This window comes from Comamonas sp. Tr-654 (assembly GCF_011752915.1).
Taxonomy (GTDB): Bacteria; Pseudomonadota; Gammaproteobacteria; order Burkholderiales; family Burkholderiaceae_C; genus Comamonas.
In genome coordinates this window covers 1-22135 of the sequence record NZ_VWWQ01000002.1, presented here as the reverse complement: position 1 = coordinate 22135, position 22135 = coordinate 1, and the positions used below count along the sequence as shown (strand labels likewise).

At 62.5% G+C, this 22135-nt stretch carries 21 protein-coding genes and 1 rRNA gene; 12 read left to right on the top strand and 10 right to left on the bottom strand.

What is annotated here, in order from left to right:
- Positions 1-140 precede the first annotated feature (140 nt).
- Together F3J24_RS05735 and F3J24_RS24910 are read left to right on the top strand one after the other, a co-directional pair.
- Positions 141-710 carry a hypothetical protein gene (locus tag F3J24_RS05735; protein ID WP_167003545.1) on the top strand — a complete coding sequence of 190 codons (570 nt, stop codon included), beginning with the start codon at positions 141-143 and terminating at the stop codon, positions 708-710.
- A 25-nt stretch (positions 711-735) separates the two neighbouring features.
- The gene (locus tag F3J24_RS24910) at positions 736-2028 is read left to right on the top strand and encodes a hypothetical protein (RefSeq protein WP_240154269.1); all 1293 of its coding nucleotides are present in this window, start codon (positions 736-738) and stop codon (positions 2026-2028) included.
- Between the two features lie 82 nt (positions 2029-2110).
- Here F3J24_RS24910 and F3J24_RS05725 read toward each other — a convergent pair whose 3' ends face one another.
- The 6 genes from F3J24_RS05725 to argS all read right to left on the bottom strand — a co-directional run bounded on the left by F3J24_RS05725 (position 2111) and on the right by argS (position 8741).
- Positions 2111-3712, bottom strand: coding sequence for an RNA polymerase factor sigma-54 (locus F3J24_RS05725; protein ID WP_167003543.1), 1602 nt, complete (start codon positions 3710-3712; stop codon positions 2111-2113).
- Positions 3713-3857: 145 nt separating this feature from the next.
- Complete coding sequence (gene lptB / locus F3J24_RS05720) at positions 3858-4640, bottom strand: LPS export ABC transporter ATP-binding protein (RefSeq protein ID WP_003060565.1); 783 nt, start codon at positions 4638-4640, stop codon at positions 3858-3860.
- Complete coding sequence (gene lptA, locus F3J24_RS05715; protein ID WP_043004026.1) at positions 4637-5293, bottom strand: lipopolysaccharide transport periplasmic protein LptA; 657 nt, start codon at positions 5291-5293, stop codon at positions 4637-4639. The genes lptB and lptA overlap by 4 nt, the downstream gene beginning before the upstream one ends.
- A 130-nt stretch (positions 5294-5423) precedes the next feature.
- Positions 5424-6074: a thiol:disulfide interchange protein DsbA/DsbL gene (locus tag F3J24_RS05710; RefSeq protein WP_167003541.1), complete on the bottom strand. Its 651-nt coding sequence runs from the start codon at positions 6072-6074 to the stop codon at positions 5424-5426.
- A 155-nt stretch (positions 6075-6229) separates the two neighbouring features.
- The gene (locus F3J24_RS05705) at positions 6230-6934 is read right to left on the bottom strand and encodes an SPOR domain-containing protein (protein WP_167003539.1); all 705 of its coding nucleotides are present in this window, start codon (positions 6932-6934) and stop codon (positions 6230-6232) included.
- Between the two features lie 97 nt (positions 6935-7031).
- A complete protein-coding gene (gene argS, locus F3J24_RS05700; protein WP_167003537.1) occupies positions 7032-8741 on the bottom strand; it encodes an arginine--tRNA ligase in 1710 nt (569 codons plus the stop codon).
- 177 nt (positions 8742-8918) lie between these two features.
- On the opposite strand from argS, the gene F3J24_RS05695 reads away from it, so the two are divergent.
- The 3 genes from F3J24_RS05695 to F3J24_RS05685 all read left to right on the top strand — a co-directional run bounded on the left by F3J24_RS05695 (position 8919) and on the right by F3J24_RS05685 (position 13074).
- Complete coding sequence (locus F3J24_RS05695) at positions 8919-9482, top strand: sigma-70 family RNA polymerase sigma factor (protein ID WP_167003535.1); 564 nt, start codon at positions 8919-8921, stop codon at positions 9480-9482.
- On the top strand, positions 9479-10453 hold the full coding sequence (locus F3J24_RS05690; protein ID WP_167003533.1) for a FecR domain-containing protein: 975 nt from the start codon (positions 9479-9481) through the stop codon (positions 10451-10453). The genes F3J24_RS05695 and F3J24_RS05690 overlap by 4 nt, the downstream gene beginning before the upstream one ends.
- Before the next feature lie 173 nt (positions 10454-10626).
- A complete protein-coding gene (locus F3J24_RS05685; protein ID WP_240154268.1) occupies positions 10627-13074 on the top strand; it encodes a TonB-dependent siderophore receptor in 2448 nt (815 codons plus the stop codon).
- 65 nt (positions 13075-13139) lie between these two features.
- Here F3J24_RS05685 and F3J24_RS05680 read toward each other — a convergent pair whose 3' ends face one another.
- Positions 13140-13586, bottom strand: a complete 447-nt coding sequence (locus F3J24_RS05680; protein ID WP_167003531.1) for a DUF2214 family protein — start codon at positions 13584-13586, stop codon at positions 13140-13142.
- An 84-nt stretch (positions 13587-13670) separates the two neighbouring features.
- On the bottom strand, positions 13671-14606 hold the full coding sequence (locus F3J24_RS05675) for a LysR family transcriptional regulator (RefSeq protein ID WP_003060536.1): 936 nt from the start codon (positions 14604-14606) through the stop codon (positions 13671-13673).
- 388 nt (positions 14607-14994) lie between these two features.
- Here F3J24_RS05675 and F3J24_RS05670 point away from each other — a divergent pair, with 388 nt between their 5' ends.
- Positions 14995-16194: a sensor histidine kinase KdpD gene (locus tag F3J24_RS05670; RefSeq protein ID WP_167003529.1), complete on the top strand. Its 1200-nt coding sequence runs from the start codon at positions 14995-14997 to the stop codon at positions 16192-16194.
- Between the two features lie 12 nt (positions 16195-16206).
- Positions 16207-16893 carry a response regulator transcription factor gene (locus F3J24_RS05665; protein ID WP_167003527.1) on the top strand — a complete coding sequence of 229 codons (687 nt, stop codon included), beginning with the start codon at positions 16207-16209 and terminating at the stop codon, positions 16891-16893.
- 69 nt (positions 16894-16962) lie between these two features.
- On the opposite strand, the gene F3J24_RS05660 is transcribed toward F3J24_RS05665, so the two are convergent.
- Positions 16963-17322 carry a hypothetical protein gene (locus F3J24_RS05660; RefSeq protein WP_003060530.1) on the bottom strand — a complete coding sequence of 120 codons (360 nt, stop codon included), beginning with the start codon at positions 17320-17322 and terminating at the stop codon, positions 16963-16965.
- A gap of 489 nt (positions 17323-17811) precedes the next feature.
- On the opposite strand from F3J24_RS05660, the gene F3J24_RS05650 reads away from it, so the two are divergent.
- The 5 genes from F3J24_RS05650 to F3J24_RS05630 all read left to right on the top strand — a co-directional run bounded on the left by F3J24_RS05650 (position 17812) and on the right by F3J24_RS05630 (position 21839).
- On the top strand, positions 17812-20004 hold the full coding sequence (locus F3J24_RS05650) for a malate synthase G (protein WP_167003523.1): 2193 nt from the start codon (positions 17812-17814) through the stop codon (positions 20002-20004).
- A gap of 195 nt (positions 20005-20199) precedes the next feature.
- Positions 20200-20418 (top strand): cysteine-rich CWC family protein, encoded by a 219-nt coding sequence (locus F3J24_RS05645; protein WP_167003521.1) that lies wholly within the window; start codon positions 20200-20202, stop codon positions 20416-20418.
- A gap of 54 nt (positions 20419-20472) precedes the next feature.
- The gene (locus tag F3J24_RS05640; protein WP_167003519.1) at positions 20473-20661 is read left to right on the top strand and encodes a 4-oxalocrotonate tautomerase; all 189 of its coding nucleotides are present in this window, start codon (positions 20473-20475) and stop codon (positions 20659-20661) included.
- A gap of 64 nt (positions 20662-20725) precedes the next feature.
- A complete protein-coding gene (locus F3J24_RS05635; protein WP_003060524.1) occupies positions 20726-20914 on the top strand; it encodes a 4-oxalocrotonate tautomerase in 189 nt (62 codons plus the stop codon).
- A gap of 157 nt (positions 20915-21071) precedes the next feature.
- On the top strand, positions 21072-21839 hold the full coding sequence (locus F3J24_RS05630) for a class II glutamine amidotransferase (protein WP_043003847.1): 768 nt from the start codon (positions 21072-21074) through the stop codon (positions 21837-21839).
- A gap of 175 nt (positions 21840-22014) precedes the next feature.
- On the opposite strand, the gene rrf is transcribed toward F3J24_RS05630, so the two are convergent.
- Positions 22015-22127 (bottom strand): 5S ribosomal RNA (gene rrf, locus F3J24_RS05625).
- Positions 22128-22135 lie beyond the last annotated feature (8 nt).

Sequence of the window (22135 nt, the reverse complement as noted above, 5' to 3'; positions counted from 1 at the left end):
TTTACTCAAAAGGAGGTCGATAAAATTTCTTCACCTGTTAAAAATCACAGGAATTGGCCTTTTATTAAACAACAGCAGGGAGTGAAATTTATGCATTTTCAATCGCGAAAGCCATTAACTATCCGTCAAGGAGAGTGGCAATGCTAAAAACCATAAAAATGGTATTGATTGCATCCCTCGTGGGATCAATCGTTGCCTGCGGCGGTGGCGACGGTAACAGCAGTGGCGGCGGAGGAGGCGGCGGTGGCACTCCGCCAGGCCCTGGCGTCACTCAAACTCCTGCTGAAAAAATCGCGGCACTTGAGTCGTCCGGAGAGATTCCCAAGTTGGAACGTGGCCCTGATATCAGCGGCCCCGACAGCAATACCAGCGGTGTTCGCGACGATATTGAATCTATTTTGACAGCCGAGTACACCGGAGCCCAGCTTGCCGCCGTGCTGCAAACCGCAAAAGCCCTTCAAAAGGCCTTGCTCGTCGACACCGAGGACATCAACGCAGTTAAGGCCGTTGATCGCGATATTTCTCGCGGAATCAGTTGCATATTCTCAAAATTTAATGGAGCGGAAGGTTCCAAGCAGCCGGCAAGAGTCGGGCAAGAACTGGAGTCAATGACGGCCAATACCAAAGACAGACTCTTGGCCTATCTCAAATACAACAAGGCGCTCGATGGAACGTCCTCCGCTTGGCCAGAGGGAGATACCTGTGAATAAGTTTTTCAAACAATGCACATGCTTATTGCTGTCGCTCGTATTCATCAGCGCTCCGCTTACCGGTGGCGCGCAAGTCATCAATCCCGATACGAATCTATGCCGGGAAACCGGTATTGAATTCGCCTTCCTGAACGGTGTTCAAACCACGAAACTACAGGCTGCGCAGGCCTTGGGGGTCCTTATAGGCATTCACGGTCAGAGCGCCCCCGGCGGCGATCAGATCAAGTATGAAACCCTGTACAACTATTCAAACGGCTTCGAAGATTTTGTCGAGACCTTCGAGCAGCGCCTGCAAGAGCAAGATGGTTTGCTGGCAGGCCGCCTGGAGCTCTTCTTCGAAGCCCTGAATGGAGGCGGTTCATGGTGGGACAACATCACCAACTCCGTGCCGGCGGCCGCAGAGTTGCTCAATGGATTCAACGACTGGCGCAACGCGGCAACCATTCGCTATCTCACGGCCATGCTGGGCAATCCGCCGACGCTTGCCAACTATATGGAGCATCAATCACGCATCGACAACTGGATTCTCGAAGGCAAGAAGATTCTCTTGGTCGCCCACTCCCAGGGCAATCTGTTCGCGAACGCAGCCTATGCCTATGCTGCGCCCAAGGCCGCCGTAGGCTCGGTGAAGGTAGTGCATATTGCGCCGGCCTCACCCACGCTCAACGGCGAGCACACTCTCGCTGACAAGGATCTGGTCATCAATGGTCTGCGCGCCGTAGGCACCGTGGCCGACATCACGGACAGCATTCCCGCCTATCAGCAGCGTCCTGCCGGTATCAATGGTGGAAAAGACCTGCTCGGCCACGGTCTGCTCGAGATTTACATCAACCCCGGCCTGGAGATCTCCAACCGCGTGAAGAGCCACATCACGACTGCACTGTCCACACTCGTGGCCCCGCCGGCGCGAGCGACATCCGGCTTTTTCACCACCACGCTGACCTGGGACGGCAGCGGTGACGTCGATCTGCACACCTATGAGCCCGGAGGCTCGCATGTCTACTACCGCTACATGCGCGGCGCCAGCGGCTATCTCGATGTGGACAACACCGTCGCCTACGGACCTGAGCACTACTATGCATCCTGCGATTCAGCAAGACTGCAGGAAGGCACCTATCGGGTCGCCATCGCCAACTACGCCAGAGCCGCCGGCAGAGTCGCCACGGTACAGGTTGCATCCTGGGATGACGGCGTGCTGGGCACCAAGTCTGTCACCCTGGGCGCGGCCACAGGCGACAACCCGGTCTATGCCATGTTCAATGTCGTGGTGAGCAAGAACGCCCAGAACGGCAAGTACTCCGCAACGCTGGCCCCATAAGCGACGACGCTCATCCAGCCCAAGGCAAGCGGTCTTCATCAGGCCGCTTGCCTTTTTTCGCTCCGAGCCGCGCGGCGATTCGCTACAGCGCCTTGCGCAGCGTGGTCGTCGGTATCTTGAGCTGCTCGCGGTATTTGGCGACAGTACGGCGCGCACACTCAATGCCCTGCTCCTTGAGCATGTCGGCCAGCTTGGCGTCCGACAGCGGCTTTCTCGCATCTTCGGCATCGACAAACTGCTTGATCAGCGCACGCACGGCCGTGCTGGAGGCACTGCCACCGGTTTCCGTGCCCAGGCCCGAACCGAAGAAATACTTGAGCTCGAAAGTACCCTGGGGCGTGGCCATGTACTTGGCCGTGGTCACGCGGCTGATAGTGGACTCGTGCAGGCCCAGCGTGTCTGCGATATCGCGCAGCACCAGCGGGCGCATGGCCAGCTCGCCATGCACAAAGAAGTTCTTCTGCCGCTCCACGATGGCTTCGGAAACACGCAAGATGGTGTCGAAGCGCTGCTGGATGTTCTTGATGAACCAGCGCGCCTCCTGCAGCTGCTGCTGCAGCGCCGCATGACCGTCGCTGTTCTTGTGGCGACGCAGCACGCCGGCATAGATGTCGTGCACGCGTAGACGCGGCATGACCTCGGGGTTGAGCTGCACGGAAAAGTCCGACCGGCCCGAGCCGGCCCGCACCGGACGCACGATGACATCGGGCACCACGATATGGCGCTCCACGTCGACAAAGCGCCGACCCGGACGCGGCTCCAGCCTGGCGATCAGGGCCATGGCCTCGCGCAGCTGTTCCTCGCGCGCGCCGCACAGGCTGGTGAGCTTGCGCAGATCGCGCCGCGCCAGCAAGTCCATGGGCTGGGAACAGATGGCCTGTGCCAGCAGCAGCCGGCTCATATGCGCCTCGGTCGTACCCTCGTCCTCGGCCGTGCGGATCAGATCGCGCAGCTGCAGTTGCAGGCACTCGGCCAGATCACGCGCGCCCACGCCCACCGGCTCCAGGCTTTGCAGCAGCTTCAGCGCAATGGCAAAGTGCTGCTCCAGCTCCTCGCGCTCCTCCAGATCGTCGCCGGCCAGGCTCTGCGCCAGCTCCTGCAGGGAATCCTCGAGATAACCGTCGTCGCTGAGCGACTCGATGAGAAAGCGCAGCGCCGCCGTGTCTGCCGCACCCAGATGCAGGCTTAAGGCCTGGCGATGGAGAAAGTCGGTCAGGCTCTGGTGCTCGCGCGCCAGATCGATGGCATCGGTTTCATCATCGCCATCGCGGTTGCGCGTGGAGCTGCTGGCCGAGGGCGTCTCCCACTCGCTGCTGGATTCGCCGCCCCACTCCCCGTCCTGGCCGTCCATGCCGTCGGCCTCCCAGTTCAGCGTTTCTGGAGTTTCAGGGCTCGGTGTTTCCGCTACGGTTTCAGTAGCTAATTGCGCTTGCGATGCTTCTTTTTCAGCATGAATACCATCTGAAGTGCTGTATTCATTGGCGCTAGCAGCTACATCTACAGGAGCATCTCCCGCAGTTTCGGCCTCATCGCCCGCACGCTCCAGAAAGGGGTTGTCGACCAGCATCTGCTCGACTTCCTGCGCCAGCTCCAGAGTGGAGAGTTGCAGCAGCTGGATGGATTGCTGCAGCTGCGGCGTCAGCGATAAATGCTGCGAAACGCGTAGCGAGAGACCTGGCTTCATCGAGGCGCGGCTCCCAGACAATCATTGCAAACGCGCACAGTGCAGTGGGTTTGCCGCAGGGCTGCCCCAAGGCAGACCGCGGCGCAGCCGGTCAGGGCCCCTTCTGCAGGCGGCGACCACACAAAGTGAGGGAGCGTGGGGGTCATCACATTCTGAAATGTTCGCCCAGATAGACGCGGCGCACATCGGCGTTCTCCACGATCTCCTCGGGCGTGCCTTCGGCCAGCACATGGCCGTCGCTGATGATGAAGGCGTGGTCGCAGATGCCCAGCGTCTCGCGCACGTTATGGTCGGTAATCAGCACACCGATGCCGCGCTCCTTGAGAAAGCCGATGATGCGCTGGATCTCGATCACCGCAATCGGATCGATACCGGCAAACGGCTCGTCAAGCAGGATGAAGCGCGGCTGCGTGGCCAGGGCACGCGCGATTTCCACGCGCCGACGTTCACCGCCGGACAGCGCCAGCGCCGGCGACTGGCGCAGATGCTCGACGCGCAGCTCCTGCAGCAAGCCCGTGAGGCGCTTTTCGATCTCGCCCTGCGTCAGCGCCTTGCCTTGCTCGTCCTTTTGCAGCTCCAGCACGGCGCGCACATTGTCTTCCACGCTGAGCTTGCGGAAGATGGAGGCTTCCTGGGGCAGATAGGACAGGCCCAGGCGCGAGCGCTGGTGAATCGGCATGCCGCCCACCGGCTGGCCGTCGATGAAGATCTCGCCGCCGTCGCTACGCACCAGGCCCACGATCATGTAGAACGATGTGGTCTTGCCCGCACCGTTGGGGCCGAGCAGACCGACCACCTCGCCTTTTTGCACGGACAGCGACACATCCTTGACCACCTTGCGGCTGCCATAGGACTTGGCCAGATGCTTGGCCTCCAGGCGGCTGTCGGACTCGCCGCTGCGGCTGCTGGAGAAGGTCGGCTCACTCATTTCTTCTCGTCGGCTTTCTCGCCGCCCAGCGTCATGCTCGGGCGCAATTGGGTGGCAGGAGTGGCGGGCTTGGGCTGTGCGCCCGGCGTACCGTCCTTGGGCGCCATGATGGCGCGCACGCGACCGCCCTGGCCCACGGAGGAGCTAGGCAGGCCGCCGCTGGTCTTCTGGCCATCGACGGTATAGACGTCGGTGATGTTGTTGTAGACGATGATGGAGCCCGTGACCTGGTCGCTGAGCTGGCCGCCACGGTAGCGGCGCATCTCGCCACGGCGGATGAACTTGACGATATCGGCCTTGCCGTCGTATTCGATGACTTCGCCTTCGCCTTCGATGAACTCTTCGGGCTGACCGGCCACGGTGTCGCGCTTCTGGCGGAAGAAGGCGCGCTTGCCGGGCTCGGCCTTGATCACCCCGTACTGATAGCCCTCGGCATCCTGACGCACATCAAGCTGGGCGCCGCGCAGCACGATGGAACCCTTGGTCATCACCACATTGCCGGTGAAGACGCTGGTCTGCTGCAGCTCGTCGTGACGCAGCGCATCCGCCTCGATATTCATGGGCTTGGCGCTGTCGGCCTTTTCGGCATGGGCAATGCCGGTCGCTGCTGCCAGGGCGCAGGCCAGCGCGAGAGGTAGGAGTGTTTTTTTCATGGAAGGCACGTTTCTTGCATCCATTGTAGTCATTCCCTTTTTGCAACTTGCGTAAAAACCACCCACAAAAAAGCCCGCGCTACGGCGGGCTTGCGGGGCATCAAACGTCGTTGGCGTCTGAAACCTGGCGTCAGGCCTTGCGGCTGGAGGCGATCAGTGCATTGACCACGCGCAGCACATTGTCCATATTGCCAGCCTTGGTGCCGTCCGTGTAATAGCGGCCGGCCACACCCATGGCGGGCACGCCTTCCACGTCATACTCGTTTTGCAGCTGGGTGGCCTTGCGCACCTGGTTGGCCACGGTGAAGGAGTTGTAGACTTCCTTGAACTTGGCCAGATCCACGCCCTGCTTGCCGATCCAGTCAAAGATGGCGTCGTCGTTCTTGAGCGGGTTGCGGTCCACGTGAATGGTACGGAACACCTTGGCGTTCAGCTGGGGCAGCAGGTTCATGCCTTCCAGTGCGTAGTACAGCTTTTGCTGGGGCACGAAAGAGGCATTGAAGGCCACGGGCACCTGACGCACCACCACATCGGCGGGCTGGGTCTTGGCCCAGGCTTCGAACTGGGGCTCGAAGGCATTGCAATGCGGGCAGCTGTACCAGAAGAACTCGATCACCTCGACCTTGCCGGCCGGCGCGCTCACGCTGGCGGGCTTGCCCAGCTTGATGTAGTCCTTGCCTTCCTTGGGCGCGGCGCCCTGGGCCCAGCTGGAGGAGGTGCCCAGAGTCAGGGCACCGGCGGCAGCTGCCGAGGCAGCCAGAGAGAATTCGCGACGTTTCATCTAAACAAACTCCTGTATCAGGTCTGCAGTATCAGAGCCCAGCGGCCCCAAAAAGTTCAGCAAAGTCCTAAATCTCGCACCCTCTGCCTGGGACGCCTCGGGCCGCAGCCTGAGGGCACCACAGAGAGAGGCTGCACAACGCCTCGCAAGGCCGATTATCGCGCCGCGCGCACCAGGGTCGAGTCCACGCCCGCGCCGTCGAGCTTGCCCTTGAGCTGCTCGGCGTCGTCACGCTTGCTGAACGGTCCCACGCGCACACGGAAAACGGTGATTCCGTTTTGCTCACGCTCGCTGATACGCGACTCCCAGCCCAGCATGGCCAGCTTGGCACGCTGCGCTTCCGCTTCGCTCTGGCCGCGGAAAGCGCCGGCCTGCACGAAGTAGTTGAATGCAGAGTCCGAGGACGATGCCGCCTGGGCCGCAGCCTTTTCCTTGTCGGCGCGCGCCTTTTCGGCCTTGTCGGCGGCCGCAGAGCGCTCCTTGACCAGATCACCCAGCGGATCGCCCGATCCGGGCTTGGCCGTCTTGTCCGGCGTGGCGGGTGCCGGCGGGGTGGTGACTCCGCCGGTTGCGGTGGGCTGCACAGCAGGCGTGGGCGGTGTCACCGTCACATCGCTGGGCGGGACGGGCGGTGTCACCGGCGCCGGTGCGGGCTGGCGGCTTTGCAACGGTGCGTTGGGGTCCCAGTTCTTGTTGCGCTCGGCCTCAGCCGCATCGCGCTGAGTGTTGTTGCCACCCTTGTTGAGGAAGGGCACCGGTACCTTGGTCACATAGATGGCCACGGCCAGTGCCGCAGCCAGACCGATGACCATGCCAAAGATAAGCCCCAGGATGGTTCCACCGCGTTGCTGGTTCTTCATATCAGTCGCTTAACGCTTTCTGCTTCGATTGTTCCGTTCTCAGATCCATCGCCCCGCGCGTTACAACCCGCAGGGAGCGATAGGCAGAAAACCGGGATTACATGCGCTCGGGCGCGCTCACGCCCAGCACAGCCAGACCATTGTGCAATACCTGGGCCGTGGCGGCGACCAGGGCCAGACGTGCAAGCTTGACCTTTTCGTCGTCCACCAGAATGCGCTCGGCATCGTAGTAGCTGTGATAGCTGGAGGCCAGATCGCGCAGGTAGAAGGTCACGTCGTGCGGCGCGTTGCCTTCGGCAGCAGCGGTCAGCATTTCGGGGTACTTGGCCAGCAGCAGCATCAGGGCCTGGGCCTGCGGGCCTTCCAGCGCGGACAGATCCACATCCTTGAGTGCCGCCAGGCCGGCACCGCCGGCTTCCTGCCAGGCACGCAGAACGGACTGGATACGCGCATGGGCGTACTGCACGTAGTACACGGGGTTGTCGTTGTTCTGGGCCACGGCCAGATCCACGTCGAAGGTGTACTCGGTGTCGGGCTTGCGCGAGAGCAGGAAGAAACGCACGGCGTCCTTGCTGGTCCACTCGATCAGATCGCGCAGCGTGACGTACGAGCCGGCGCGCTTGCTGATCTTGACCTCTTCGCCGTTGCGCACCACGCGCACCATGGTGTGCAGCACGTAGTCGGGGTAGCCCTCAGGGATGCCCACATCGGCAGCCTGCAGGCCGGCGCGCACGCGGGCGATAGTGCCATGGTGGTCCGTGCCCTGAATGTTCACCACCTTGGTGAAGCCGCGCTTGAACTTCTGGATGTGATAGGCCACATCGGGGACAAAGTAGGTGTAGCCGCCGTCGGTCTTGCGCATCACGCGGTCTTTGTCGTCGCCGTAGTCGGTGGACCTGAGCCACAGCGCGCCGTCCTGCTCATAGGTCTTGCCGTTGGCGATCAGGCGGTTGACCGTTGCCTCGACATGACCGTTTTCATAGAGGCTGGACTCCAGGTAGTACTCGTCGAACTTCAGGTTGAACGCCTGCAGGTCCTTGTCCTGTTCGTTGCGCAGGTAGGCCACGGCGAACTGGCGAATATTGTCGTAATCCTCGACATCGCCATTGGCAGTGAACTCGCGGTCATCAGCCTTGATGGTTTCCTTGTTCAGGAAGGCCTTGGCGATGTCGGCAATGTAGTCGCCGTTGTAGAAATTCTTGGCCAGCGGGTTGTCACTGTCGGTGGGCCAGCATTCGTCACCGGGCTTGAAACCCTTGGCACGCAGCTGGGTGCTCTTGGTCAGGGTGTCGATCTGCACGCCCGCGTCGTTGTAATAGAACTCGCGGTGAACTTTCCAGCCCTGGGTGGAATACAGATTGCTGATCGCATCGCCGATCGCTGCCTGGCGGCCATGGCCCACATGCAGAGGGCCGGTGGGGTTGGCGGAAACGAACTCGACGAGGATGTTCTCGCCGCGATCAGCCTGGTAGCCGAACTTCCCGGCCTGCGCCAGCACCTCGCGCACCACCTCCTGCTTGGCAGCAGGCTTGAGGCGGATATTGAGAAATCCCGGGCCTGCAATTTCAATCGCATCCACCCATTGCTGGAAGGCGGCAGTAGCCTCCAGTGCGGTCTTGAGCTGCTCGCCCAGGGCCCGGGGGTTGGCCTTCAGAGGCTTGGCCAGCTGCATGGCCGCCGTGCAGGCGAAGTCGCCATGGGCTGCCACTTTGGGGTTTTCAAACGCAGCGCGTGCGCCGGCGCCGGGCGAGAGTGTTTCGAGCTCAGCAGCCAGGGCTGCGAGCAATTCCTGTTTGACGGAGAGCATCGCGGGATTTTACGTGCCGGATTCAAGTCCTGCCGAATCGCTGGCGCCACACCCTTGTTCCAGGGCCGGTTCACGCGCCTGAGCACCGAGCCCAGATCCGCATCTCCTGTCTGCCCATGCCCTGCCAGCAACACCAAGTGGTCAATCAAATGGCAATCATTCTCATTTAAAACTAGAATGCGGCCCATGCCCACGCCCCGCCCCTCTCTCGACCCCATGCAGCAGGCGCAACAGCTGTTTACCGGCCATCACGCCTGGTTGCTGTCAAGACTGAAGGCCAGGCTGCGCAATACGGCAGAGGCACAGGATGTGGCTTCCGAGACCTTCTTGCGCGTGGTCGCAGCGCCCAACCCGGTGCCCATCGATGAACCGCGCGCATTTCTGACCACGATCGCCAAGCGCCTGCTGTTCACGCTGTGGCGGCGGCGTGAGCTGGAGCAGGCCTATCTGCAGGCCTTGAGCGAGAGCCCTCCGGAGCTGGCCCCCTCACCCGAGGAGCGGGCGCTGCTACTGGAGACGCTGGACACGATTGCCCATGCGCTCGACGGCCTGAGCCTCAAGGCCCGCCAGACCTTTTTGCTGAGCCAGCTCGATGGCCTGACTTATCACGCCATTGCCGAGCAGCTGGACATCTCGCACAGCACCGTGCGCCGCCATATGACCGAAGCATTTCGCCGCATCGCGATCGCCCAGCTTCATCAGCAGGCCGGTCTGGCACCGGCCAGGGCAGGCCAGGTATGAACCCGTCGCTCAATCCGGCCACCGAGGCCGCCATCGAGTGGCTGGTCTGCCTGCATTCGGGCCAGATGAGCCAGGAGCAACACCGGGGCTTTGAACAGTGGCTGGAAGCCGCCCCCGCCCACAGGGCGGCCTGGCAGCAGCTGCAAGCACCGCTGCAGAATCTGCTGCAGCCCTTGCGCAGCTCGGGCACCGAGCACATGGGCCAGCTGCTGGGTCAGACCCTGGCCCGCGCCGAGGCCGGCACGCGTCGGCGGCGCAAGATCCTGCGCGGTGCCCTTGCCCTGGGCGGCATAACGGCCGGCTGCGGCTGGCTGCTGGACCGCCAAACCCCGCTTGCCCAATGGAGCGCCAGCCTGCGCACCGACACCGGACAGCGCCGTGAATTCACCCTGCCCGATGGCAGCACGGTGATACTGGATGCACGCTCGGCCGCCGATCTGGCATTCGACGCAGGCCAGCGCCGCGTCATTCTGCGCCAGGGGGCGCTGGTGGCCCTGGCTGCGCCTCAGGCACCGGGCGGACCCGCTTTTGTGGTGCAAACCATGCATGGACAGATACGCGCCCTAGGCACGCGTTTCAGCGTGCGCCTGAATCCGCAGTTCAGCAGCGTCGGCATGCTGGAGCACAGCGTGCTCATCACGACCGCAGGCGGTGAGCAGCAAGTGCTAGCCGAAGGGCATAGCGCCCGCTTCGACACCCAGGGCATCTGGGCCGATGCCAGCGCGCCCAACAGTATGGCGGCCTGGCAGCAGGGCATGCTGGAAGCACATGACCTGCCGCTGGGCGAGGTCGTGCAGGCACTGCGCGCCTATCGTCGCGGATGGATTCGGGTCTCGGCGCATGCAGCCGCGCTTCAGGTCTACGGCACCTATTCACTGGAGGACACCGACCGCGCCCTGGCGGCACTCGCCGAGACCCTGCCCATCCGGCTGCGCAGCTACTCCGGTGGTGCACTGGTGATGATCGAGTAGTGCCAGCCTGAACCGCATCGCCCGATGGTGAAGCCGCTCAAACGGCAGCAAACCTTCGAGACAGCGGTTGCCTCGTTACCGCTTGCAAAAAATTGAACACTTTTTCTCCGCGGCTCGACAAGCCATGGACAGCTCCTGATCGAGCACCCTGTTTCTCTTGTCGAAAGCAATGCATGCTGCACCACCGTTCCCTGCACCTGAGCGCCCTGGCCCTGGCCTGCGCCATGAGTGCCCAGGCCCAGACCCCATCCCCGACCGCACAACGCCACTACGATATGCCGGCCCAGCCCCTGGGCAGCACCCTGGCACGCATCGCAGCCGATAACGGCCAGCAACTCAGCCTGGATGCCGAGCTGGTGCGCGGCCACACGGCCCCTGCCCTGCACGGCAGCTACACCGCGGAGCAGGCCGCGCGCGCCGCCCTGGCCGGCAGCGGGCTGGAGCTGGTGCACACCGCCAGCGGCAACTGGAGTCTGCGTGCAGCGCCAGCCGGCAGACCGGCATCCGCCGCCGAGCCACAGCAAGGCAGTGGCGCGACCCTGGCAGAAGTGCGCGTGACCGCGCAGGCAGAACGCCATGCCACCACGGAACAGACGGGCTCCTACACCAGCCGCGCCGTCACCATAGGCAAGGGCGAACAGGCCATGAAGGACATTCCGCAGTCCATCAGCGTGGTCACGCGCCAGCTCATGGACGAGCAGAACGCCACCTCGGTCTACGACGCCCTGGCCAGCACCACGGGCATCACCTTGCTGCAAAGCCCGCAGGGCGGCAAATACATCTACTCGCGCGGCTTCGACATCGCCACCCTCCAGTACGACGGGGTCAATGTGCAGCGCCTGTACGGGCGTTCCAGCAATTACGGCGGCAGCACCGCCATCTATGACCGTGCCGAGATTCTGCGCGGCTCGGCTGGGCTGCTGCAGGGCGGCGGCGATCCCAGCGGTGCCGTCAACCTGGCACGCAAGCGCCCGCTGAAAGAGGGCGGCGTCAGCGTCACGGCCAAGGCCGGCTCCTGGGACCGCTATGCGGCCCAGGTCGATGGCAGCCGCGCGCTGAATGCCGAAGGCACGCTGCGCGGCCGGGCCGTGCTGGACGTGGAGGATGAGCATTCCTTCATCGACTACGTCAACCGCCGCAACAACACGCTGTACGGCACGCTGGAGTACGACCTATCGCCCCAGACCCAGGTCAGCATCGGCGCCAGCTACGAATCCTTCAAGGGCAGGCCCTTCATCTCGGGCCTGCCACGCTACAGCGACGGGCGCGACATCGCCCTGCCGCGCTCCACCTACCTGGGCGCCAACTGGAACCGCCAGGACAACAGCACCCGAACCCTCTACGCCGACCTGACGCACCAGTTCAACGATCATTGGCGCGCCAAGGTTTCGGCCATCCAGGTGCAGGAAGATGTCTATCTCAAGTACGCCTCCTCACAGCGCGCCGTCAACCCGGCCACCGGCCTGGGCGGCACCGTGGCCAATATCACCGATGCCAGCCAGAAAGCCTCGGGCATCGATGCCAACCTGACCGGCGAATTCACGGCTTTCGGCCGCCAGCACGAGCTGGTGCTGGGCGCCAGCTACAACCACACGCGCGTCAACACCGACTACAGCTCCAAGACCCCGTTCACCCCCATCGACGTATTCGCACCCAACCCCTACAGGGCCGAGCCCAGCGATGCCGAGATTCGCTACGCCAACACCGAGAACCGCCTGGCTACCACCCGCCAGCTGGGCGCCTATGGTGCGCTGCGCCTGCAACTGAGCGACCCGCTCAAGCTGGTGGTCGGCGGCCGTGCGGCCTCCTACAAGACCATCTGGGACACGACCGTCACCACGCTGGGCACCGCCACCCCTTCGTCCACCCTGCAGGACAACAACCGCTTCATGCCGTTTGCCGGCCTGATCTATGCAATCAACCCCAGCTGGTCGGCCTACGCCAGCTATGCCAATATCTTCAATCCCCAGTGGTCGCTGAACGCTGCGGGCCAGAACCTCAAGCCCATCCAGGGCGCCACCTATGAGGTCGGCCTCAAGGGCGAGATCCTGGGCGGTCGTGCCAACACGGCCTTTGCCCTGTATCGCGTGGATCAGAAAAACCGCGCCACCGAAGATCTGGCCTCGGGCCCGAACTGCCGCGACGGTTACTACTGCTACAGCGACGACGGCCGCGTGCGCAGCCAGGGCCTGGACGCCGAGATCAGCGGCGAGCTCAGCCGCGGCTGGAACCTGTTTGCCGGCTATACCTTCAACCGCAACACCTACGAGCGCGACATCAACAACCAGGGTCTGGACTTCAATACCTACACGCCCAAGCACATGCTGCGCCTGTGGACCACCTACCAGCTGCCCGGCGCCTGGAGTGCCTTCACGCTAGGCGGTGGCGTGAACACCCAGAGCGCCTCCTACCGCAAGATCGGCACGGTGGACATCACCGCCCCCGGGCGTGCCGTCTGGAGCAGCTATGTGCGCTACCAGATCAACCGACAGTGGCAGGCCTCGTTGAACTTCAACAATATGTTCGACAAGCGCTACTACACCTCGATCGGCAACCTGGTCAACAGCAGCCACTACGGCGATCCGCGCAATGTGATGCTGACGCTGCGCGGCACATTCTGAATGCCGCAGACATGAAAAAAGGCCGCTTTGCAGCGGCCTTTGCCTTTTGCCGGGTCTGGCGCAGACTACATGCCGCGCGCCCAGAAGATGGCAACCACGGCAATCACCGGCACCACATGGCCCTGCCACATCACCCATTTGCGGGTCTGCTTGATCTCATCGGGCGCCGGCAGCTGACCGCTCGCATCCAGCGTCTTCTTCCAGCGGCGGAAGGTCAGTGTGGGCTTGAGGGAGAGCAAAAAGGCGATGACGAACAACGTCATCTTGAGATGGAACAGCGGCGAGGCCGTATAGGCTCCCATGCCCTTGACGCCCCAGAGCAGGCGCGCAATACCGGTCAGCAGCAGGACGATGGCGGCAATGCCATAAATCATGTCCAGTCTGGCCAAACGCTGCACCACGGCGGCATTCATCCACTCCACACGGCACAGGGCGGCCTGGCTGGTCAGAAACACCACCAAGGTCAGGATTGCCAGCAGATGGGCGCTGGCAAGAACAGCTTCAAAGGTCATGGCTTCATCGTAGAAAAAAGGACGGGTTCAGCGGCCCTGATCGGGCCACGGCGGCCGGACCATTGTCTACCGTTTCAGGCCCGCTCAGAGATCCACGCCAAGTCGAAAGAAGTCCGGCTGGTTGTAGTGGTGCTTGAGATAGTCGATCCACATGCGCACGCGCAGCGGCATGTGCTTGCGCTGGGGGAAGACCACGAAGATGCCGTTGGGCGGCGCCGCAAACTCTTCCAGCACGGGCACGAGGCGACCGGCAGCGATTTCGGCCTCCACCTCCCAGGTGCTGCGCCAGGCAATGCCCCAGCCACCCAGGCACCAGTCGTGCAGCACCTGACCGTCGGAGCAGTCCAGCGGGCCGCCCGGCTTGAAGTGCACAACCTCGCTGGTGCCGCTTTCAGGATGCGGGATGCGGAAGGCCCAGCCGCGCGTCTGCGAGGCATCCGACGACAGCGTCAGGCAGTCATGCTGGGTCAGCTCGCTGGGATGCTTGGGCGTGCCGCGGCGCTCCAGATAGCCGGGCGTGGCCACGCACAGACGGCGGTTGTCGGCGATGCGCACGCTGACCAGGGCCGAGTCCGGCAGATCCCCCACGCGCACTGCGCAATCGAAACCCTCGCCCGCCAGGTCGACCACGCGGTCGCTGAGGTTCAGCGAGATGGTGACATCGGGGTGCAGGTCGCGGAAACGCGGCACCAGAGGCGCCACATGGCGGCGGCCGAAACCGGCGGGCGCCGTGATGCGCAGATGGCCCGTGGCTTTGACGCCGCCGGCCGACACGCTGGCCTCTGCATTGCACACATCGGAGAGCAGGCGCTGGCAATCTTCCAGGAAGGCGCTGCCTTCGTGGGTCAGCGAGATGCGGCGCGTGGTGCGCACCATGAGCTTGACCCCCAGATGCTCTTCCAGAGCATCCAGACGGCGCCCCATGATGGCGGGCGCCACACCTTCGGCCTTGGCGGCAGCCGTCAAGCTGCCCCTGGTCGCTACCGATACAAAAGACTCAAATGCCTTGAGTTTGTCCATGACCGCTGCTCCTGTCTGGTCCGTGTTGTCTCCTGCTGCGGTAGCGTGCACTATTAATACAAGAGCACATACCGCACAAGCAGTCTTGATTTCTCAAATGTTTTTATCGAAAGTTCTTTAAACAAGAGCGCTGACTGCTATCACTATAAAAGTCATCAATCAGCGCCGCATGCCTGTCCCGCATGTGACTTCAGTGCGATATATCTTACTTAGAAGTCACAAGTTGCCAGTGAATCTTTGATGTTTATATATGTTTATATCAAAATTTACCGTTTTCCCTGAGGCAGGAATATCGCTTATTCGCCAGCGCCATGAGCTTGTGGGCAGCGTCAGGCGTTAAACCTATGATTTGCAAAACACATTTACAAATCAGCTGCCGCCCGCCGTCATGAGCTTTTCACCCGTTTCTGCTGCCCAACTGGCCGATCTACTGGGCCGCTCCAACCAGGGCTGCGCGCTCTGGAGTGCCGAGGGAGTGCTGCTCATGGCCACTCCCGCCTGGTGCCAATGGCTGGAGGTGGATGAGAGCGCAAGCCCTGTCGGCCAGCCGCTGCAGGGCCTGCTGCCCGCCAGCATCTGGCACACCCATGGCCAGCGCTTCGCCGCCGCCGCCCGGGGCCTGCGCCAGGAATACGACGACAGCCGCAGCGGCGACTTCGGTGCGCAGCGCCACCGCCGCATACAGCTCACGCCAGGAGCCGCCGATGCCCAGGGCCGACATGAGGTGCTGATGCAGCTCAGCAACATCGACCGCGAATATGCGCGCGGCGAAGTCATGGCCCGCCAGCGCGAGCAGTTGCAGGCCGTGCATGAACAGCTGCGCAGCCACCGCCAGGACGCGGGCGAGCTGGACCGGCTGCGCACCCTGCTGGACTGGCGCACGGCCATGCTCAGCGAGCACAACGAGATGCTGCAGCTGCTGTCGCACGAAATCCGCCAGCCGCTGAACAATGCCTCGGCCGCCATGCAGGCCACGCTTAAGGCCATAGAAGACCTGCATATGGCCGATGCCGCGCCGGCCACCAGGGCCTTGCTGCGCGCCGAACATGTGCTGCAGCAGGTGATGGGCACGCTGGACAACACCCTGGCCGCCGGCACAATCCTGGCGGCCGGAGGCAAGGCCGGCGCTTCCAGCGAAACCGATCTACCCACGCTGATCAAGCTGGTGCTGCACGATATTGCGGCCGACCTGCGCCCGCGCATCGAGGTGCAATGGCTGACCACGCCCCGCACCGTGCAATTGCACCCGGCACTGATGCGGCTGACGATTCGCAATCTGCTCAACAACGCCCTGGCCTATGCGCCCACCGACAGCCCGGTGCAGCTGCGCATCTCCGAGTCCGACGAACCACTGGCGCTGATCCTGGAAGTCATCGACCAGGGCCCGGGCATCCCCGAGGAGCTGCTTGCGCACCTGTTCGAAAAAGGTGCGCGCGGCCATCACAGCCACAGCCGCCCCGGGGCTGGCCTGGGCCTGTTCATCGTGCGCTCGGTCCTGCAGTTGCACCAGGGTACAGTGCAAGCTCTGCCGCACAGCCCGCATGGCACGGTCATGCGTCTGGTCATTCCCCAAGGTCTTGCCGAATAAGGTCCGCCGCCTATGCTGCCTGCCACTCTTGCCCTGGTTGACGACGACACCGATTACTGCGAATTCCTGGCTCAGCACCTGCGCAGCCAGGGGGTGGATGTCACGGCATACGGCGACAGCAGCGACCTGCTGGCCGACGACGCGCCCTATCGCTTCGATTTCTATGTGCTGGATCTGATGCTGCCCGGCGTGGCCGGCACCGAGCTGCTGCGCATCATCCGCAAGCGCACCCAGGCCGGCGTGCTCATCGTCTCGGGGCGCCTGGGACCGGAGGTGTTTGCCGAGGTCATCAACGCCGGTGCAGATATGTATCTGACCAAGCCCGTGACCTTCGAACAGGTGGAGCTGGCCGTGCGCGCCGTGCACCGGCGCATCATGACCACGGCGCGTACGGCCACCGCCTGGAAGCTGGACAGCCGCCGCAGCCTGCTGACCGCGCCCGACGGCCAGAGCGTGGAACTGGGCGCTACCGACCTGATGCTGATGGAGTGCTTTTTGCAGGCCCGGGGCGACACCGTCAGCCGGGACCACATTCGCAGCCTGCTGGCCCACACCAGCGCAGCCGAGTCCGACAACAGCCTGCACGCCACCATCTACCGGCTGCGCCGCCGCATCGAAAAGGCAACCCCCGTGGCCGTGCCGCTGCAGTCACAGCAGAAGGTGGGCTACCAGTTCCGCGCTCCGCTGATCGCAGCCTGAGCAGGCCGGCTCGGACCGCAAAACAAAAACGGGCCCGCAGGCCCGTTGCGTGTCTTCAGAGCGGCTGAGTCACATCACGAACCTGGACTCCACGTCCGACACCTTGCGCCTGGCCAAGGCCAGGTTGGCGCGGCCGTTGTCCAGCACGTAGTAGATGAAGATGCCGTTGATCTTCTCGGCCGGGCGCAGGATGTGATATTGCTTGCCCAGGGTGATGAGAATGTCTTCGATGCTGTCGTTCAGGCCCAGGGACTGCATGGTCTTCATCTTGGCCCGCACCACCTCGGTATTGCCCGCTGCAGCCAGCTCCAGGTCCACGCCCGAGCCGATGCTGCCCAGCAGCATGCCGCTGTTGTAATCGACCACTGCCGCGCACATGGCGCCATCCAGGGTCATCAGGTCTTGCAGGCTTTCGTTCAGATTCGCCATCAGGAGCTCCTTGGTAAAGATTGGCTGGCCGATATCGGAAGTTGCTCAATTTGTTTCAAGCTTAACGAATCATTTCTGAGCGCGGTCATCCACTTATGACAGACAAAGCCCTGTCATTTGATGGCATGCACTCACTTCAAGACAGATTCTTGCACCCGAAAAAACCGTCCAATCCACTGCTGCGCCAGACCAGGCGAGCGATCACAGCTATCGCTTCAGGAGAGATCCTGCAACGCCTTCGCGCGGCGCTTTGGGCGACCGCCGGGGCGGCCGTCACTGAAGTCGTTGCACAGACCGCTCAGAACTGACGAAGGCTGGCAGCTGAGGTGCATAAAACGCATAAATCCCGCAGACTCCATATAAAAACATCATGAGTTTTGAACTATTTAGGCTATTTATGTACTCAAAGAATTCAAATACAGTCTCCCCACATGCTGCCCGTGATGGGCAACGACTCCTGAATCCAGAGACATCAACCAGAGGTTTCCAATGACTGATCGCACCCAAGTCCACGGCCTGCAAGTCGCCACCGAGCTGTACAACTTTGTGAACACGCAAGTGCTGCCTGGCACGGGCGTTGACCAGGACACCTACTGGAAGGGCTTCGACGCCATCGTGGCTGATCTGGCACCCAAGAACGCAGCACTGCTGGCCGAGCGCGATCGCCTGCAGACGGAGCTCGATACCTGGCACAAAGCCAACCCCGGCCCCATCACCGACATGGTGGCCTACCGCAAGTTTCTGACGACCATCGGCTATCTGGTCGAGTCCCCCAAGGACGCCAAGGCCACGACCGAAAACGTGGATGCCGAGCTGGCCATCCAGGCCGGCCCCCAGCTGGTGGTGCCCATCCTGAACGCCCGTTACGCCCTGAACGCCGCCAACGCCCGCTGGGGTTCGCTGTACGACGCGCTGTATGGCACCGACGCCATCAGCGAAGCTGGCGGTGCTGAGAAGGGCAAGGGCTACAACCCCGTGCGCGGCGCCAAGGTCATCGAGTTCGCACGCAACTTCCTGGATCAGGCCGTGCCGCTCGCCTCGGGCTCGCACAAGGATTCCACCGGCTACGCCGTCGAAGGCGGCAAGCTGGTCGTGTCCCTGAAGGACGGTAGCAAGACCGGCCTGAAGGAAGAGGCCAAGTTCATCGGCTACCAGGGCGATGCTGCGGCTCCCAAGTCGGTGCTGCTCAAGAACAACGGCATCCACATCGACATCATCGTCAACAAGTCCACCCCCATCGGCAGCACCGATGCTGCCGGCGTGGCCGATGTGGTGGTCGAAGCCGCCCTGTCCACCATTCTGGATCTGGAAGACTCCGTGGCCGCCGTGGATGCCGAAGACAAGGTCAACGGCTACGCCAACTGGCTGGGCATTCTGAAGGGCACACTGACAGAGTCCTTTGAAAAGGGCGGCAAAACCGTGACCCGTGGTCTGAACCCCGACCGCGAATACACCGGCGCCGACGGCAAGCCCGTGAAGCTGCACGGCCGCTCGCTGATGTTCGTGCGCAACGTGGGCCACCTGATGACCAACCCCGCCGTGCTGTGGGGCCCCGAGCAGAAGGAAATTCCCGAAGGCATCATGGACGCGCTGGTGACCACCGCCATTGCCATCCACGATATCAAGGGCAACGGTGCCAACGGCATCAAGAACAGCCGCACCGGCAGCGTCTACATCGTCAAGCCCAAGATGCACGGCCCCGCCGAAGCTGCTTTTGCCAACGAGCTGTTCGGCCGCGTGGAACAGGTTCTGGGCCTGCCCGAGAACACCGTCAAGCTCGGCATCATGGACGAAGAGCGCCGCACCTCGACCAATCTGAAGGCCGCCATTGCAGCTGCCCCGGCACGCGTAGCCTTCATCAACACCGGCTTCCTGGACCGCACTGGCGATGAAATGCACACCGCCATGTATGCCGGCCCCATGGTACGCAAGGCCGACATGAAGACCTGCGCCTGGCTGCCCGCCTATGAAAAGAACAACGTGCTGGTCGGCCTGAACATGGGCCTGCGCGGCCGCGCCCAGATCGGCAAGGGCATGTGGGCCATGCCCGACCTGATGAAGGCCATGCTGGAGCAGAAGATTGCCCAGCCCAAGGCCGGTGCCAACACCGCCTGGGTGCCCTCGCCCACTGGCGCCACCCTGCACGCCCTGCACTATCACCAGATCAATGTGGCCGACGTGCAAAAGGGTCTGGAAAGCCCCAACGCCGACGCCGAGTGCGACGAGCTGCTGAACGCCATCCTGCAAGTGCCCGTGTCCACCAACCCCAACTGGAGCGATGCGGAAAAGCAGCAGGAAGTGGACAACAACGTGCAAGGCATCCTGGGCTATGTGGTGCGCTGGATCGACCAGGGCGTGGGCTGCTCCAAGGTGCCCGACATCCACAACGTGGGCCTGATGGAAGACCGCGCCACGCTGCGCATCTCCAGCCAGCACATCGCCAACTGGCTGCAGCACGGCATCGTCACCGAAGCCATGGTGCGCGACAGCTATGCCCGCATGGCCAAGATCGTGGACGAGCAGAACGCCGGCGACGCCGCCTACAAGAGCCTGGTGGCCAACCCCGATGGTGCGGCCTACCAGGCCGCTCTGGACCTGGTGTTCAAGGGCAAGGAACAGCCTTCCGGCTACACCGAGCCTCTGCTGCACGCCTGGCGCCTGAAGGTCAAGGCCGGCGCTTGATTGTTGCCGGGCAAGGCCGCTCCTGAACAAGGAGCTGCTCTCGCTTGATATCAATGGATTTGAAAGGTTTTCCTATCTGGATCCATTGATTCAAGTACGCAAGCAGCTATCGAAAATGCACTCCATGTCCGCACATCGAGTGCATTTTTCTTGACCTCGCCACTCGCGGTGCGGGATGGCTTCTACACTGCGGCCATGCCTACCGATCCCCTCATAGACGCCAGCCGCTGCCCTCTGTGCGGCCAGCCCAACCAGTGCGCCATCAGCGCCGGCCTGCCGCCACAGAGCTGCTGGTGCATGCAGACCCCGGTTTCCCGGGACGCGCTGGAGCGACTGCCCACAGGCGCACGTGGCAAGGCCTGCATCTGCCCAGCCTGTGCGCGGCCGGCTGCCGACGATTCCAACCCTGCCTGATCCTGCGCTCACCGCCTTGCAGCTCGGGCATTCCACATCAGCAAGGAGACCTTGATGCCCACCTATCGCATTGAACTGTTTGAAGGCCGCAGCGTTGAACAAAAGCGCAAGCTGGCCGAAGAAATCACCCGCGTGACCACCGAGGTGCTGGGCAGCGCCCCCGAGTCCGTAGACATCATCATCACCGACGTACCGCGCCACAACTGGGCCACCGGTGGCAAGCTCTGGTCGGAGCAGAACTGAGTCCGGCCGCGCACGCCCTTATGATGGGCCTTTGTCAACCTCAAGCCAGCAAGGAAACCTGCACATGCCCACCTACCATGTCGAAATGATGGAAGGCCGTACCGTCGAACAAAAGCGCAAGCTGGTCGAAGAAATCACCCGCGTCAGCGTTGAAGTACTGGGCGGCTCGCCCGAATCGGTGGACATCATCATCACCGACATCAAGCGTCACGACTGGGCCACCGGCGGCAAGCTCTGGCTGGACCGCGAATAGGCCATCGCAGCCCTCTTGCGCAAAGCAGCTTCGGCTGCTTTTTTCATGCTGGCCTGGCGGCAGTTGACGATCTCTGCCATACAGCACCATCATTGACGAAATCATCCATAGATTCTTAGGCTATAAAGCTTTTTTGCTTGAAAGATATGACGAAGCCATGTGCCAGCTGCTTGGAATGAACTGCAACACGCCCACCGATGTGCGCTTTAGCTTCTCAGGCTTCACACAGCGCGCAGGCAATACCGGCGACCACACCGACGGCTGGGGCATCGCCTTCTTCGAAGACAAGGGCCTGCGCCACTTCGTCGATCACGAACGCGCCATCGACTCCCAGATCGCCAAGCTCATCCGCGAATACCCGATCAAGAGCACCAACGTCATCGCCCATATCCGCAAGGCCACCCAAGGCGTGGTCAGCCTGCAGAACTGCCACCCCTTCGTGCGCGAGCTCTGGGGACGCAACTGGGTCTTCGCGCACAACGGCGACCTCAAGAACTTCGCCCCCAAGCTGCACGCCCACTTCCAGCCCATTGGCAACACGGACAGCGAGCGGGCCTTCTGCTGGATCATGCAGGAGCTGTGGAAGTCCCATGCAGGCGTGCCCAGCATCGAAGAGCTGACCCACACCCTGCGCGAGCTGGCTGCCAAGATCGCACCGCACGGCACGTTCAACTTCCTGCTCTCCAACGGCGAAGCGCTCTGGGCCCATGCGACCACCCACCTCTGCTATGTCGAGCGCCGCCACCCCTTCACCCAGGCACAGCTGTCCGACGAGGATCTCAGCGTGGACTTCTCCCGCGAAACCACGCCCCAGGACAAGGTCGCCATCATCGTCACCGCCCCTCTGACCCAGAACGAGCAATGGGTCCCCTTCCAGAATGGCGAGCTGAGGGTGTTCGTGCATGGCCAGGCTGCGCCCTACTGATGCGCATCAGATCCGTCACCGAATGAAAAAAGAGAGCGCCTAGCGCTCTCTTTTTATGGGTTTCCGGTATTTTTGCAGCTGTAATGCTTTGACAACTTGCGGCAGGCGCTCCTCGTTTTGAAGCACCCAATAAAAAACCCCGTAATCTTTCGACTACGGGGTTTTCACTGTAAGAGCCTGACGATGACCTACTTTCACACGGGAACCCGCACTATCATCGGCGCAAAGTCGTTTCACTGTCCTGTTCGGGATGGGAAGGAGTGGTACCAACTTGCTATGGTCATCAGGCATAAACT

Coding starts and splice junctions, on each gene's coding strand:
- F3J24_RS05735 (WP_167003545.1), top strand. CDS start 141: ATGCTAAAAACCATAAAAATGGTATTGATTGCATCCCTCGTGGGATCA.
- F3J24_RS05725 (WP_167003543.1), bottom strand. CDS start 3,712: ATGAAGCCAGGTCTCTCGCTACGCGTTTCGCAGCATTTATCGCTGACG.
- lptB (WP_003060565.1), bottom strand. CDS start 4,640: ATGAGTGAGCCGACCTTCTCCAGCAGCCGCAGCGGCGAGTCCGACAGC.
- lptA (WP_043004026.1), bottom strand. CDS start 5,293: ATGAAAAAAACACTCCTACCTCTCGCGCTGGCCTGCGCCCTGGCAGCA.
- F3J24_RS05710 (WP_167003541.1), bottom strand. CDS start 6,074: ATGAAACGTCGCGAATTCTCTCTGGCTGCCTCGGCAGCTGCCGCCGGT.
- F3J24_RS05705 (WP_167003539.1), bottom strand. CDS start 6,934: ATGAAGAACCAGCAACGCGGTGGAACCATCCTGGGGCTTATCTTTGGC.
- argS (WP_167003537.1), bottom strand. CDS start 8,741: ATGCTCTCCGTCAAACAGGAATTGCTCGCAGCCCTGGCTGCTGAGCTC.
- F3J24_RS05695 (WP_167003535.1), top strand. CDS start 8,919: ATGCGGCCCATGCCCACGCCCCGCCCCTCTCTCGACCCCATGCAGCAG.
- F3J24_RS05690 (WP_167003533.1), top strand. CDS start 9,479: ATGAACCCGTCGCTCAATCCGGCCACCGAGGCCGCCATCGAGTGGCTG.
- F3J24_RS05685 (WP_240154268.1), top strand. CDS start 10,627: ATGCTGCACCACCGTTCCCTGCACCTGAGCGCCCTGGCCCTGGCCTGC.
- F3J24_RS05680 (WP_167003531.1), bottom strand. CDS start 13,586: ATGACCTTTGAAGCTGTTCTTGCCAGCGCCCATCTGCTGGCAATCCTG.
- F3J24_RS05675 (WP_003060536.1), bottom strand. CDS start 14,606: ATGGACAAACTCAAGGCATTTGAGTCTTTTGTATCGGTAGCGACCAGG.
- F3J24_RS05670 (WP_167003529.1), top strand. CDS start 14,995: ATGAGCTTTTCACCCGTTTCTGCTGCCCAACTGGCCGATCTACTGGGC.
- F3J24_RS05665 (WP_167003527.1), top strand. CDS start 16,207: ATGCTGCCTGCCACTCTTGCCCTGGTTGACGACGACACCGATTACTGC.
- F3J24_RS05660 (WP_003060530.1), bottom strand. CDS start 17,322: ATGGCGAATCTGAACGAAAGCCTGCAAGACCTGATGACCCTGGATGGC.
- F3J24_RS05650 (WP_167003523.1), top strand. CDS start 17,812: ATGACTGATCGCACCCAAGTCCACGGCCTGCAAGTCGCCACCGAGCTG.
- F3J24_RS05645 (WP_167003521.1), top strand. CDS start 20,200: ATGCCTACCGATCCCCTCATAGACGCCAGCCGCTGCCCTCTGTGCGGC.
- F3J24_RS05640 (WP_167003519.1), top strand. CDS start 20,473: ATGCCCACCTATCGCATTGAACTGTTTGAAGGCCGCAGCGTTGAACAA.
- F3J24_RS05635 (WP_003060524.1), top strand. CDS start 20,726: ATGCCCACCTACCATGTCGAAATGATGGAAGGCCGTACCGTCGAACAA.
- F3J24_RS05630 (WP_043003847.1), top strand. CDS start 21,072: ATGTGCCAGCTGCTTGGAATGAACTGCAACACGCCCACCGATGTGCGC.